Origin of the sequence: Pseudomonas sp. BP6, assembly GCF_017875935.1 — a bacterium.
In the GTDB taxonomy this organism is placed as follows: Bacteria; Pseudomonadota; Gammaproteobacteria; order Pseudomonadales; family Pseudomonadaceae; genus Aquipseudomonas; species Aquipseudomonas putida_Y.
Genome location: NZ_JAGINI010000001.1, coordinates 4,716,473 through 4,731,287 on the forward strand (window position 1 = coordinate 4,716,473; position 14,815 = coordinate 4,731,287).

The 14,815-nt window shown below is 57.9% G+C and carries 11 protein-coding genes; 8 read left to right on the forward strand and 3 right to left on the reverse strand.

The features are described 5' to 3' along the window. Positions 1–16 precede the first annotated feature (16 nt). From J3A98_RS21385 to J3A98_RS21420, 8 genes are all read left to right on the forward strand, one after another. The gene (locus J3A98_RS21385) at positions 17–1,411 is read left to right on the forward strand and encodes an ethanolamine ammonia-lyase subunit EutB (RefSeq protein ID WP_104886750.1); all 1,395 of its coding nucleotides are present in this window, start codon (positions 17–19) and stop codon (positions 1,409–1,411) included. Between the two features lie 8 nt (positions 1,412–1,419). Beyond that, complete coding sequence (gene eutC / locus J3A98_RS21390; RefSeq protein WP_103443583.1) at positions 1,420–2,238, forward strand: ethanolamine ammonia-lyase subunit EutC; 819 nt, start codon at positions 1,420–1,422, stop codon at positions 2,236–2,238. Between the two features lie 107 nt (positions 2,239–2,345). Beyond that, complete coding sequence (locus J3A98_RS21395; protein WP_028697785.1) at positions 2,346–2,804, forward strand: GNAT family N-acetyltransferase; 459 nt, start codon at positions 2,346–2,348, stop codon at positions 2,802–2,804. A 234-nt stretch (positions 2,805–3,038) separates the two neighbouring features. Continuing rightward, positions 3,039–3,686: a DedA family protein gene (locus J3A98_RS21400; protein ID WP_209968208.1), complete on the forward strand. Its 648-nt coding sequence runs from the start codon at positions 3,039–3,041 to the stop codon at positions 3,684–3,686. 20 nt (positions 3,687–3,706) lie between these two features. Then, on the forward strand, positions 3,707–4,522 hold the full coding sequence (locus J3A98_RS21405; protein ID WP_209968211.1) for a M90 family metallopeptidase: 816 nt from the start codon (positions 3,707–3,709) through the stop codon (positions 4,520–4,522). Between the two features lie 92 nt (positions 4,523–4,614). Beyond that, positions 4,615–5,142 carry an inorganic diphosphatase gene (gene ppa, locus J3A98_RS21410; protein WP_003255365.1) on the forward strand — a complete coding sequence of 176 codons (528 nt, stop codon included), beginning with the start codon at positions 4,615–4,617 and terminating at the stop codon, positions 5,140–5,142. Positions 5,143–5,324: 182 nt separating this feature from the next. Beyond that, entirely contained in the window at positions 5,325–6,026 is a 702-nt protein-coding gene (locus tag J3A98_RS21415) for an XRE family transcriptional regulator (protein ID WP_209968213.1), read from the forward strand. A 556-nt stretch (positions 6,027–6,582) separates the two neighbouring features. Beyond that, on the forward strand, positions 6,583–7,053 hold the full coding sequence (locus J3A98_RS21420) for a hemerythrin domain-containing protein (protein ID WP_209968216.1): 471 nt from the start codon (positions 6,583–6,585) through the stop codon (positions 7,051–7,053). A gap of 174 nt (positions 7,054–7,227) precedes the next feature. Here the strand turns inward: J3A98_RS21420 and J3A98_RS21425 are convergent, their stop codons facing one another. Genes J3A98_RS21425 through J3A98_RS21435 form a run of 3 tightly spaced genes read right to left on the reverse strand, consistent with a single transcriptional unit; the run spans position 7,228 to position 14,801 of the window. Continuing rightward, positions 7,228–8,190 (reverse strand): diguanylate cyclase, encoded by a 963-nt coding sequence (locus J3A98_RS21425; protein ID WP_245354977.1) that lies wholly within the window; start codon positions 8,188–8,190, stop codon positions 7,228–7,230. After that, on the reverse strand, positions 8,180–13,057 hold the full coding sequence (locus J3A98_RS21430; RefSeq protein ID WP_209968219.1) for a PAS domain S-box protein: 4,878 nt from the start codon (positions 13,055–13,057) through the stop codon (positions 8,180–8,182). The genes J3A98_RS21425 and J3A98_RS21430 overlap by 11 nt, the downstream gene beginning before the upstream one ends. Positions 13,058–13,103: 46 nt before the next feature. Continuing rightward, positions 13,104–14,801: an EAL domain-containing response regulator gene (locus J3A98_RS21435; RefSeq protein ID WP_209968221.1), complete on the reverse strand. Its 1,698-nt coding sequence runs from the start codon at positions 14,799–14,801 to the stop codon at positions 13,104–13,106. Positions 14,802–14,815: the final 14 nt, after the last annotated feature.

The following is a 14,815-nucleotide window of genomic DNA, read 5'->3' on the forward strand; positions in this document are numbered from 1 at the left end:
GCTCTGGAGATTCTGTATGGCAAGTTTCGTACACACGGTCGGCCATCTGGTCTACCGCTTCGACAGCCTCAAGGACGTGATGGCCAAGGCCAGCCCGGCACGCTCCGGGGACTGCCTGGCAGGCGTGGCGGCCAGCAACGACGCCGAGCGCGTCGCCGCGCAGATGGCTTTGGCCAATATTCCGCTGACGCATTTTCTCAATGAAGCGCTGATCCCTTACGAAGCAGATGAAGTTACCCGCCTGATCATCGACACCCACGATGCCCAAGCCTTCGCCCCGGTCAGCCACCTGACCGTGGGTGGCCTGCGCGACTGGCTACTGAGCGAGGAAGCCAACGAAGACAGCCTACGCGCCCTGGCGCCCGGGTTGACCCCGGAAATGGCCGCTGCCGTGTCGAAGATCATGCGCGTGCAGGACCTGGTGCTGGTGGCACAGAAAATCCGCGTGGTCACCCGGTTCCGCGGCACCATGGGCCTGCGCGGGCGCCTGTCGACCCGGCTGCAACCCAACCACCCGACAGACGAACCGGCCGGTATTGCCGCCAGTATTCTCGACGGCTTGCTGTACGGCAACGGCGACGCCATGATCGGCATCAACCCGGCCACCGACAGCATTGCTTCGATCTGCGCCCTGCTGGAAATGCTCGACGCCATCATCCAGCGCTACGACATCCCCACCCAGTCCTGCGTACTGACCCACGTCACCACCTCGATCGAAGCGATCAACCGCGGCGTGCCACTGGACCTGGTGTTTCAGTCCATCGCCGGTACAGAGGCGGCCAATGCCGGCTTCGGCATCAACCTGAACGTATTGCAGGAAGGCTACGAAGCCGGTCTGTCGCTGAAACGTGGCACCCTCGGGCAGAACCTGATGTATTTCGAAACCGGCCAGGGCAGCGCGCTCTCGGCCAACGCCCACCACGGCGTCGACCAGCAGACCTGCGAAACCCGCGCCTATGCCGTGGCCCGTCACTTCAAGCCGTTCCTGGTCAACACCGTGGTCGGTTTCATTGGCCCGGAATACCTGTACAACGGCAAGCAGATCATCCGCGCCGGCCTCGAAGACCATTTCTGCGGCAAACTGCTGGGCGTGCCGATGGGTTGCGATATCTGCTACACCAACCATGCCGAAGCCGATCAGGACGACATGGACACCTTGCTGACGCTGCTGGGTGTGGCCGGCATCAACTTCATCATGGGCATCCCCGGCTCCGACGACATCATGCTCAACTACCAGACCACCTCGTTCCATGACGCGCTGTACGCGCGCCAGACCCTGGGCCTGAAGCCCGGGCCGGAATTCGAGGCATGGCTGGCCCGCACCGGCATCTTCACCCAGGCCGATGGCCGGGTGCGCTTCGGTGACAACCTGCCGCCGGCCTTCCGCCAGGCCTTGGCACAGCTTGCATAGGGATGACCATGGACCATCGCACGCCTACCCCCGACAACCCTTGGCTGGCCCTGCGCAACCTGACCCCGGCGCGCATCGCCCTGGGCCGCACCGGCACCAGCCTGCCGACCGGGGCGCAGCTGGACTTCCAGTTCGCCCATGCCCAGGCACGAGATGCCGTGCACCTGGCTTTCGACCACGCCGGCCTGGCCAGCCAGCTGAGTGACCGCGGGCGCGAAAGCCTGGTGTTGCACAGCGCTGCCAGCGACCGCCACCAGTACCTGCAGCGCCCGGACCTTGGCCGCCGGCTGAACGAAGACTCGATTGCGACCCTTCGCCAGCATGCCCAGGCCAACCCCGGCGGCGTCGACCTGGCCATCGTGGTGGCTGACGGCCTCTCGGCACTGGCCGTGCATCGCCACACGCTACCGTTCCTGACCCGCTTCGAGGAACAGGCTGCCGCCGACGGCTGGACCAGCGCCCCGGTGGTGCTGGTCCAGCAGGGCCGTGTGGCAGTGGCCGACGAGGTCGGCGAGCTGCTGGGCGCACGGATGACGGTGATGCTGATCGGTGAACGCCCGGGGCTGAGCTCGCCCGACAGCCTTGGCCTGTATTTCACCTATGCACCCAAGGTCGGCCTGACCGATGCCTACCGCAACTGCATTTCCAATATCCGCCTGGAGGGGCTGAGCTATGGCATGGCGGCGCACCGCCTGTTGTACTTGATGCGCGAAGCCTGCCGGCGGCAGCTTTCCGGGGTGAATCTGAAGGACGAAGCCGAGGTACATAGCCTGGAGAATGAAGACAGCGCCAGCCAGAAAGGTAACTTCCTGCTCGGCAAAGGGTAAAAAACCTGTCACGGAAGGCGGATTGCACTTGTGTCGTGCATTGGGCAGCATGCCCTTGAACGCTGCTTGCAATCCGCTGTTTCCCAAATGGACTCTGAGGGCCGCACATGCGCATCATCAAGGCAACCCTGGAACACCTCGACCTGATCACGCCGTTGTTCGTCAAATACCGTGAGTTCTACGGGCAGTTGCCCTATCCCGACAGCTCGCGCAGCTTTCTGGAAAAGCGCCTGAAGCGGGATGAATCGGTGATTTACCTGGCACTTCCGGATGATGACGACGGTAAACTGCTGGGCTTTTGCCAGCTGTATCCGAGCTACTCGTCGCTGTCGTTGAAGCGGGTATGGATTCTCAACGATATCTATGTAGCTGAGGACTCCCGGCGCATGCTGGTCGCCGACCACCTGATCCGCGAAGCGAAGAAAATGGCCAAAGAGACCAATGCTGTTCGCATGCGCGTGTCGACCAGCGCGAATAATGAAGTTGCGCACAAGACTTACGAATCCATCGGGTTTCGTGAAGATACCGAGTTCAAGAGCTACATCCTGCCGATCAGTCAGGACTGACCGGCACCGACCGCATCGATGGCAAGCCCGCTTTCACAAGCAAGGTAGTGATCCTTGAGGGAGCGGGCGTGCCGGCGAAGAAGCTGGTAAAGGAATCCCCCTCTACCGTAACCCCCCGCTACAAACTCCCCGGGCATGATCCTCACTTAGCCGTATAATGGCTCACCTGTCATGTGTGAAAATTTACCCTTCCCCCGGTAACCAAGCCTACGCCCAAGAACACAGGTGCTGTACATGGATTTCAACCCGCTGGACCTTATCCTGCATCTCGATGCCTACCTCGATCTGCTGGTCACCAATTACGGTCCCTGGATCTACGCCATCCTGTTCACCGTGATCTTCTGCGAAACCGGCCTGGTAGTGATGCCTTTCCTGCCGGGCGACTCGCTGCTGTTCATCGCCGGCGCCGTCGCGGCGGGTGGCGGCATGGACCCGGTGCTGCTGGCCGGCCTGCTGATGGCCGCTGCAATCCTGGGCGACAGCACCAACTACGTGATCGGCCGAACGGCCGGCGAGCGCTTGTTCAACAAACCCAACTCCAAGATCTTCCGTCGCGACTACCTGCAGCGTACCCACGACTTCTATGAACGCCATGGCGGCAAGACCGTGACCATGGCGCGCTTCCTGCCCATCTTGCGTACCTTTGCACCGTTCGTCGCGGGCATCGCTCACATGCACTACCCACGCTTCCTCGGCTTCAGCGTTGCCGGCTCGCTGCTCTGGGTCGGCGGCCTGGTCACCTTGGGCTACTTCTTCGGCAACGTGCCGTTCATCAAGCAGCACCTTTCGCTGATGGTGGTGGGCATCATCATCCTGTCGCTGGTGCCGATGATTCTCGGCTTGCTGCGTGGGCGCCTGGGCCGCACGGCCAAGGCTCACTGAACAGGTAAAGAACGAACCGCATGTGGTCATTCAGCGCCTGGCGGCGCAAGCGTACTCTGGCGCGTTACCCGATCACGCCACAGCAATGGCAGGCCGTACGCGAGCGGCTGCCGATGCTGGACGGCATCAGCGACGCTGAAGACCACTGGCTGCGCGAAGCCTGCATCCTGTTCCTGCTCGACAAGCACCTCACCTGCCTGCCCGGGGTCGAACTGGACGACGAACAGCGCCTGATGCTGGCTGCCCAGGCACAGTTACCGCTGCTTCACCTGGGTGAGCTGAACTGGTACCAAGGCTTCCACGAAATCATCCTGTACCCCGACGACTTCAAGAGCCCCCAGCGCCACCGCGATGCCAGTGGCGTGGAGCATGTGTGGGACGGAGAACACAGCGGCGAGGCCTGGCAGCAGGGGCCGATCATCCTGGCCTGGAACGGCGTGCAGGCCAGTGGTGGCTGGGAGGCTTACAACCTGGTCATCCATGAACTGGCGCACAAGCTCGACATGCTCAATGGCGATGCCAACGGCCTGCCACCACTGCACAGCAGCATGCCAGTTGATGAGTGGGCAACAGCCATGCAGCAGGCTTACGACGACCTCAACCAGCAACTGGACGCCAACCCCGCAGCCGAAACCGCCATCGACCCCTATGCTGCGGAAAACCCGGCAGAGTTCTTTGCCGTTACCAGCGAGTACTTCTTTAGTGCCCCCGACCTGCTACATCAGGCTTATCCACAGGTCTACCACCAGTTGTCGAAGTTCTACCGGCAAGACCCGCTGGCGCGCCTGTGCCGGCTGCAGGCGGAACACCCCGAGTACCGCGAAAGCCACGCCTGACGGGCCCGCACATCAGGCCAAGCGTGGCGTGCCCCGGCAGAATGTGCCTATAATCGCCGCCACTTTTTGGTCAAACACGGGGGCACTGCCCAATGAGCTACAGCAAGATTCCGGCGGGCAAAGACCTGCCGAACGACATCTACGTCGCCATCGAGATCCCGGCCAACCACGCGCCGATCAAATACGAAATCGACAAGGACAGCGATACGCTGTTCGTCGACCGTTTCATGGCTACCCCGATGTTCTACCCAGCCAACTATGGCTTCATCCCGAACACCCTGGCTGACGACGGTGACCCGCTGGACGTGCTGGTGGTTACCCCTTACCCAGTGGCCCCAGGCTCGGTTATCCGCGCCCGTCCGGTTGGCGTGCTGAACATGACCGACGACGGTGGCGGCGACGCCAAGGTCATCGCTGTTCCTCACGACAAGCTGTCGCAGCTGTACGTTGACGTCAAGGAATACACCGACCTGCCAGCCCTGCTGATCCAGCAGATCGAGCACTTCTTTGCCAACTACAAAGATCTCGAGAAGGGCAAATGGGTCAAGATCGAAGGCTGGGAAGGCGCCGACGCCGCCCGTGCCGCGATCACCAAATCGGTCGCTGCCTACAAGGGCTGATTTCGACTGCAGGGAAACCCCGCTTTGGCGGGGTTTTTCATGCCTGAATGGAACGCGCTCACTGCTGGGAACAAATCCTACACAGTCCTACACCAGCATCCTACAAACAGCCTCTTTTCGTACAAATCCCGTCAACACCCGGTTCATTTCCTTACTGGCAACCCGCCGCTACACTCGCCGCCATGAACACTTCCGGCGACCGCCTCAGAGCCCTGCTCCACGAATGTGGCCTGACCCCTTCCGATTTCGCCGCCCAGCGCAGCGTCACAGCACAGCACGTCAACAACTGGTTCAAACGCGGTGTACCTTTGGCCCGGCTGGACGAACTGGCCGATCTGTTCTGTGTGCACCGACGTTGGCTGCGCACCGGTGAAGGCCCCAAATACCCCAACCCACTCCTGCGCAACGGCCTTCCACGGCCAGCGCCCGCCAATCCGCTTACCCCGCTGTGGGAACATCGTGGCCGGGTATTGAAGGTGCCCTACTACGAAGTGCGCAACGGCTTGCTGTCGCCGGTGGGCAGCAAGCACCTGCGCTTGCCGGCAAAAACCCTGAAGGGCTTGGGCGTGCAAGCCAGCAATGCAATCTGCCTGGCAATGCCGGCCAACAACATGCTCCCGCTGATTCCGCTGGAAGCGACCCTGGCCATCGACCTGGGCATGACCCAGGTGGTCGAGGGCGAAACCTATGCCCTGCTGCAAAACGGCATGCTCAGGGTGAACAACCTCAGTCTTGGCCCGCACGACACCCTGTACCTGCACAGCCATGACCGGCGCAACTATGCGGTCGAACGCTACACCCCTGCTCAGCGCCAGGCGCAGGGCCTGGAAATTCTTGGCTGGGTGTTCCACTGGTCACATTTGCGCCAGCAGCGGCCCAGTTGAAGCACCCTGCGCAATTTTTTGCTGGGCATCCTGCGCCCGCCCTTGTATGCTACGCCGCACATTAAGCCCCGACCGGCGCAAGCCGCGGTCCAGAGGGCTCGGCGATATCCCACACGGGCATCTGCCATCTCTTTCAGGCCCTTGATGGCCACACAGTTAAGGCGATTGCGGCTTACCATAAATTAGTCGGAAGCGTCCCCGAGAAGCCGGCCACAAGCCGGCTTTTTAATTCAACAAGCCTTTAAAAAGCGTTCACAATCCGCGGCTTTCCAACACCTACCTCAGCCCGTAGAACGAAGCCACTTGCACCTCCAGTTGCGCTCAGCCCCCCGCTGTCGCAAGCGGTCTTGGTGTGCCTGCTTTTTCTTGCAGCGTATATGGACATCAAGTTGATATTTCGAAATCTTCCAATGAAGAGGATTTTTTTGAGGTGAGCGTTTCGCGCCAGACTATAATAAAATGATTAGATGCAAGCCGACACCTGCTGCTACCCTCGAAGACTGCTGATTAATGATATTTAATCTGTGAAGGCTTGATGTGGCGATGAGGATTTAATATGAACGCCTTGTTGAAAGAGCTGCACGCCTATCATCATGAGGTGGCCACCAAAATTAATCAGATCAAAGAGTTACTGGAGAGGATAAGGCACGGATCTGCGGGTGCCGATGACCGCAAGCTGTTGTTTAAGCAACTGGAAGCCTTGCATGGTGATGCAGAGCGGCACCACCATGAAAACGAAGAGCTTATTCGGCTGGCCTTGCTAGCGACCGAGGCCCCGATCCACCAACGGGTCAAGGATATCGAGCAAGATCATCAAGCCTTCAAGCGAATTGCCGGACAACTCAAGATGTTGGAGCACTCAACGCAGGAAGCGAGAGTAATCGCCGACACGATCGAAGACTTCATCAAGAAATACTATGATCATATGGATGCTGAGGAGAATATTTTCTTTCCGGTGGCAGACAAGTGGTTGTCAGACACCCAATGGCAGGAAATAAAGCTTCAATGGCACCAGTCAGCGCTTTAAATATCGTGTATTAAAATCAGGGCACTGCTTAATACTCGAACTCGCAACTTTATTGCACTGATACCCGATGGGACATATACCCTCCTATGGCAATTTACCGTAAGGTGGATTAGCCGGACGCATACGATAGGGTTCCAGAGAGCACATTCTTGACGCTCAGTCCGATGTGTACTATCAGTGACCGACTGAAGGACTTTGCAGCTTGCTGTTGCATACCTCAGAAAGCCTGAACCTTGCTCTGCCACTCTCCTTGGCCTGATACAAAGCTTGATCTGCCAGGCCTACAAGCTGATGTGCGTCCTGCCCCTGCTTAGGCTGGAGACAGGCTACACCTTGTGAAATAGTCACCCGGTCAGCGACCAATGACTCCACATGAGGGATCTTCAGATTCTCCACAGCATCAGATAACTGCTGAGCAACGGTAGCGGCGCCACTGAGGTGGGTGCCGGGCAGAACGCAGACAAACTCTTCACCGCCATAGCGCGCAACCATATCCAAAGGTCGTCTGATCCCACTGTCCAGAGCCGCTGCAACAAGGCGCAGGCACTGGTCCCCCGCTAGATGCCCATAGTGGTCATTGAAGCGTTTGAAGTAATCGATGTCGACAAGAATCAGACCCAGCCACCCTCCGTCACGGCACAAGTGACTCCAAGCTGCATGGAGGTGTTGCTCGAACGCTCGTCGGTTGGCTATGCCTGTCAAACCGTCGATCGACGCCTGACTCTTCAAGTAGTCGCTTTGCAACTTCAAAGTCAGATGGGTTTTTACCCGAGCGCGGGCAATACCGGGATGAAATGGCTTGCTAATGTAGTCAACAGCGCCAAGCTCAAGTCCTTTTGCCTCGTCCGCCTCTTCCCCCTTGGCGGTTACGAATATCACAGGAATGGCCGCCGTCAACGGACTGGCCTTAAGTCGACGACATACCTCATAGCCGTCTATGCCGGGGAGCATCACATCGAGCAGGATCAAATCCGGGAACTGTGTCAGGGCCATATCCACTGCCTTATTTCCATCCATGGCCATGTAAATTTCATGGTCAGCACGAAACAACTCATTCAGCGCGTGGATATTGAGTGCCTGGTCATCCACGATCAATAAACGCGGCTTGACCTTTGGATGTCCAGATTCATCGTTCATCAACATTCCTTTTGAGTGAATCGGTCAGCTTATCGCACCACAGGGTGGCTGACTGGAAATCTAGATCGTCGACGGCCTGCTTAAGCGCGTCAAAGATCGCTTTGCTGTGTAACGGTACCGCATCCTGCAAGGACTCAGCTCGCTGGAGTGCGACGAGATTGCTGCTGACCAACAGCGCTCGCAGGCCACCTAATTCACTTTCCCAGTCCCTGTCCGTGAATGCAAGTGGTCGTTCAGTAGCGAACACCACGGGACTGACAAAGGCAAGATTGAGCCGTGTGCAGTCAGACGCGAGTTGCATGTGCAGGTGCGATAGCCACCGAGGATTGGCCATGAACGACTGCCCCTCCTCCGGCGACGCCTGCAGGAGGCGCTGCTCCAGTTCGGCAGCCAGCGCGGATAGCCCACTAGCACCCATGGTGCCGGCACTGCCCTTGATGGTGTGCAATTGCATCAACACACCGGCCTTTTCGCCGTTGCTGCAGTGCCGCTCCAGTTTATCAAGATTTTGTCGCATCTCATCTGGAAAACGCTGCAGCACATTACGCAACAGTGTCAAGTTACCGCCGAAGCGCCGCAACACACTTTCGGTTGACTCATCGCTCGGCGAGTCGCTCGATTGAATGGCCGGCCGGACAGGCACCTCTCGGTCCAGAAGCTTCCTGAGAACCGCTACAAGGTTTTCCAGATCAACAGGTTTGCCTACATGTTCATTCATTCCTGCGGCCAGGCACGCCTCACGCTCGGAGGTTGAGGCGTTTGCAGTCATGGCGACAATAGGCAAGCCCCAATGAAGGGGGCTTTGACGAATCCGACGGGTTGCCTCCAGCCCGTCCATGTCAGGCATCTGGATATCCATCAGTACCGCATCGAAGGTTTGCACGCCATTCAACACGGCCTCGACACCCTGCTGCCCCCCCTCAGCCAACGTCACTTTGGCCCCCTCGAGTTCCAACAGTTCCTGAGCCACCTGGCGATTGAGCGGATTATCCTCAACCACCAATAACTTGATACCGTCGAGCCTGGATAGCGGGCTCACGGGCCCAGTGACATTGGAAGGTTGCGTACCTGAAACTGCAAGCCCCACAGTAGTGGCAAGCTGCTTAGGGGTGATTGGCTTGCTCAAGACCGCAACATAAGGCTCCTGTGGCCCCTGCTGTAAACTCGCGAACACCTCGTGACTATGCGCAGTAACCATCACCACTACCGGCGCAGAATCCATGAGCGAGTCCCGTATAAGGCGAGCAGCAGTCAGACCATCGACATCCGGCATGCGCCAATCCATCAACACTACATCGTAAGGGCGCACATTCGCGGCAGTTAGCACGCGCTCCACCGCCTCTCGCCCTCTACTGGCCTGATCGACCTGCCATCCTAACGCGACAGCAGTTCTAGCAAGTACTTCGCGGGCCGTGTGATTGTCGTCGACCACCAACACATTGAGGTCAGGAAAAACTGTCGTGTGCTCTGTCTCAATGGTATTCGCCAAAGCGAACTCCAGCTCGAACCAGAAACAGCTGCCCGCCCCTGGCTGACTGTCCACTCTCAGGGTGCCGCCCATCAGCTCGATCAGCCGCTTACAGATCGCCAGCCCCAGGCCCGTCCCACCATAGCGTCGACTGATAGAGGCCTCGGCCTGGCTGAACCCGTCGAAGATCCGCTGGAGTTGCTCTTCGCTGATACCTATTCCCGTATCGGTCACAGAAATTCGCAGCCGAACAGCATCGGGCCGACGATCACAGACTCTGATGCTAACGGTAATCTCGCCACGCTCAGTGAACTTGAGCGCATTGCCAGCCAGATTGATAAGAATCTGTTGCAGACGCAGGCTGTCGCCCACCAGGCATGGGGGTAATGAGGTATCGAGATCGAACAACAATTCGACATCCTTATCTGCCTGGTTGCCCCCCAGCACCGCAGCAAGGTCCGTCATCAGCCCATTGATCTCGAAGGGATGTGGATCGAGCTGCAGCTTGCCGGCTTCGATCTTGGAGTAGTCAAGAATGTCATTGAGCAACCCCAAAAGCGATTTGGCAGCGCCGTGCGCCTTGCGGATATAGTCAAGCTGCCGCGCATCAAGCTCTGTGGCCTGAACCAAATGCAGCATGCCCAGCACAGCATTCATGGGTGTGCGAATTTCATGGCTCATGTTGGCCAGGAAAGCACTCTTGGCGGCATTGGCCGCGTCCGCCTGTTCTTTAGCGAGAAACAAGCGTGACTGCAGCTCATGTTCTACCGTGACATCGCGATTTATGCCTATAACTTTCCGGCAGCCTGTTTCAGCAACATACTCGATCCTGGCAGCGGCCTGAACATAACGAATACCGCCACCGGGTAACTGAAGACGGAACAGTGTCTCGAATACGCCGTTCCCATCAAGTAATCCCTGTAGCAATCGGGCGGCAACTTCAGCGTCGTCGGGGTGCAGGCGCTCCTGCCAGTGCTTGTAACTCAGGCCAACCGCTTTCAAGGCGAGCGGCTGTTCATAAATCTCGAACATCCGATCATTCCACTGCAGATCATCGTCTTCGGGAGACCACGTCCACACCCCCAGTTTCGCCACATCCGAAGCCAAGGCCAGCTGGTCGCGTGCCGAAGCGATGGCATCATGCTGACGCCGCTGTTCGGAAAGATCGAAGAGCACGGCGACGAGCATGGGCTGACCGCCAATCTGCATGCAGCCCAGCGTGACCTGCGCGGGGAAGATAAGCCCATCCTTGCGGCGAGCCTCCACTTCTCGGGAAACCCCGGTCATATTGCTGCTGGCCGGATCACCAAGCGCATCCTGCGAGAGCGACAAGTCACCCTCGAATAAAGCGGGCAACAAGACTCCAACGTCACTGCCGACAAGCTCGTCAGGTTGGTAGCCAAAAACGTTCTGCGTAGCACGATTGCAAGACTGAATCAGCCCTGTCCGATCGATCCTGATGACAGGGTTGACGGCTGTATCGAGAATGGTCTGTGTCAGTGCCAGGCTGTCGGCCAAGCGCTCCTCTACCTGCTTGCGCCGGCTGATATCGATAGCGATACCCAGGTATCCACTCAACCTGCCATCGGCATTGTGCATGCCGGTGACCAGCAACGTAACACTGAAACGCGTGCCGTCCTTGCGCACGTACGTCCATTCCCGAACCTCCGCCTCGCCCAGAGAAGCCTTGTGCACAAAAACGCGGAAGCCCCCTATCGTTTCTCCATAGGCCCGGCTCAACTCCTCGCCTCGTTGTGCCATTTCCTCATCCAGATGGAACATACCGGGGGTGCGAAGGCCAACGACTTCCTCGGCCGTGTAGCCAAGCAATTGCTCAGCCCCTTTGTTGAAAACGGTGATGATGCCCTCGAGGTCGGTTGCGATGATCGAGACCTGTGATGCCGAGTGCAGGACGTTGGTCAGCAGGGCATTCAGCTCGCGCAGCTCTGTCGTGCGCTCGGCCACCTGATGTTCCAGGCCAACATTCAGTTCCAGAATGCGTGCCTCTGCCCGCTTCTGCTGGGTGATGTCGCGAACGGTCTTGGAGGCCCCAACAACCCGCCCTGCTGCATCACAAATAGGCGAGACTGTTACCGAAACGTCTAACGACTGGCCGTCTTTACGCACTCGTCGGGTCTCAAAGTGCTCGATACGCTCGCTGCGAGCTATTTTCTCCAGCAAATGCACTTCCTCGTCCGCCAACTCGCAGGGCAATATCCGGCCCAGTAAAGTGCGGCCCAGTACTTCATCGCTGCCATAGCCAAAAATCTTCTCGGCGCCATGGTTCCAGGCCGTGACGATGCCATCCAGGGTCTGGCCAATGATTCCATCGTTGGAGTTCTCAACAATGGCTGCGAGCTTGGCCTGTTCCGCCAGAACGTCGCGTCGACGTCTACGGCTGACACTGAAAACCCCCACCAATGCCGTGATCAACAGGGTGCTGCACAGCCCGATGCCAAAGGCACTGCGGGGGGAGAACTGGCGTAACTCCTGCACGAAAGAGGGGTATGCAACCAACTCGATTTCCCAGCGACGACCAAAAACCAACTGGGTCAAATGGGTGCGCATGACCTCTTGCTGTTCCCCGCCATTTTGATTGCGCTCATAGAATTGCACAGGGGCGGCCGCATCGGTCACGTCACGCAAATGCAACCGAATTCCATCGGATGGTAATGGCAGCCCTGTAAGGACCTCTTCGGTCAGTAGCGGTGCATAACTCCAACCAAAACCTTGTGCCACTCTTTCGGCAACGGTATCCGGCGTATTTCCCGTTCGGTAGATCGGCAGCAGGAACAAGAATGACTGCAGCGGTTTGCCCGTTGCCTGGACCAAGGTGATCGGACCCGTGAGACGCGCAGCTCCCGTGCGCATTGCCGCGCCAGCAGCCTCTCGCCTGTTCTTTTCTGACGCGATATCCAGGCCTACCGCTGCCAGGTTCTTGTCCTGAGGCTCGATGTACTGAATGACGAAGCGCTCGCCCTCATGTGGCGTAAGCTGGCGTATCGTGAAATCAGGTTTGCCATCGAGCCTGGCCTTTTGCAGGAAAGCCGCTTCGGCACTGGCTGGAACGCGACGAATGAAACCGAAGCCGCGGGCCCCCGGAAACTCGGTATCGAGGTCTCGAGTCTTGATGTAAGTCAAAAAGCCATGACGGCTGGCCTGTTGCTCGCCCATGACCTGAAGAGCACCACGCGCCCCTCTCAAGCCGAACTCATAAAGATGGATGCGAGCAGCAACAGCATCGCTTGTACGCTGGACTGCACGGGTCAATGCAGCCTCGGCATGCGCCCTGTTCTGATTCATCAGAACGTAGGAGGTCATAAGGGTAACCGCCAGGCCTGCGACAAACACAGCGATCATCGCTGTAACAGATCCAAGCTTCAGAATACGATCTTTCAATTTCACCCCACATCAGCGGCTGGCCAAACGAGAAAAATCGATTGCGCTAGATTGGCCTCAGATTGCCGGTCTCCAGCATCTGTTGCAGTTGCAGGAACGGTACTGGTCGGCAGTAGTGATATCCCTGCATCAGCCAGCAACCCAGTGCCATGAGGCTGATCGCCTGCTCCTGGTTTTCCACACCTTCGGCAATCAGCTCCAACCCCAGCGCCTGGCCCATACGCACAATGGCTTCGATGATGGCGGCATCACTGTGGTCGTCAAGCATGTCGCGCACAAAACTCTGGTCGATTTTCAGCACATCGATGGGCAGTTGCTTGAGATAACTCAGGCTAGAGTAGCCGGTACCAAAATCGTCGATTGCCAGCCGCACACCCATGCGTTTCAGTGCCTCAAGTGTTTCTCGCGCCTTGACGACATTGTCTGCCAACACGCCCTCCGTGATTTCCAGTTCGAGCAGGTACGCAGGAAGCCCCGAGTCCTTGAGCCCCCTACGTATCATGTCGAAGAAATTATCTTCACGAAATTGAACAGCGGAAATATTGACGCTGACGGGTACTTGAAATCCTGATTCCATCAATAGGCAGGCGTCTTTACAGGCCTGCGTCAGTACTTGACGCCCCAGCGGAACAATCAATCCAGTCTCCTCTGCGACCGGAATGAATTCACCTGGTGAAAGCAGCGTACCATCGGATTGTCGACAGCGAATCAACGCTTCCATGCCACGTATACACCCCGTTCGGGCATCCATTTTCGGCTGATAGAAAACCTCGAAGACGCCCTGTTCCAAGGCGCTGCGCATATGTTGTTCAAGCATATGCCTGGCACGGGTGCTGGTTTCCAATGTCCGGGAAAAGAAGCGGGAGCGATTCCTGCCTTCACGTTTGGCCTGATACATGGCTGCATCGGCGTGACTGTAAAGCGCTTCCAGGTCGATACTGTCTTCGGGGTAGATACTGACACCAATACTGGTGGTAATGCTGTAACGCTTCTCGCCAATCTGCATCGGGGACGCAAGCGTCCGCAATAACTGTTCGCACAAGTCCCCAATAGCTTCTAGCCGGACCACTTGCGGCAGTAAAATCACGAACTCATCGCCTCCCGGCCGGCTCACCGTATCCTGCGGCCGAACGCTGCTGGCCAAACGCTCAGCGACGCACTTTAGAATGGCATCCCCGACTGAATGCCCCAATGAGTCATTGATGCTCTTGAAATGATCCAGATCCAACAGTAACAACGCGACCTTGCTGCCGTTGCTCTGGGCCTGCTGGATCGCTTGTGCTGCGCGGTTCGTGAATAGTTGACGGTTGGGCAAGCCAGTTAGCGCATCGTAATAGGACAAGCGCTTGGCTTCATTGCGCAGATTCAGGTGGGCGCGTACATGGGCCCTTACCACGGGAACATTGATAGGCTTCTGGATAAAGCCAACCCCTCCGAACTCCAGGGCACGAACTTGATTGTCGCACTGGATATGGGAGCTGACGAACAGGACGGCAGCGTCACAGAGCTTTGGGTCGGTCTTGATCGCCCGGCACAATGCAAAGCCATTCATGTCGGGTAACTCGATGTCGATAAGGATCAGGTCGGGGCGGTATTCCCCGGCCACCTGCAGCGCTTCACGGCCGTCATGGGCAACATGAACCTCACCGAAGCTGCTGACAGACCCTTGAAGAACTTCACGATCGCTTGATTGGTCATCAACGATCAGGATCACAGAGTTCATCTGATCTGCCAGATCAAGCATGTGTGACTCCTGGA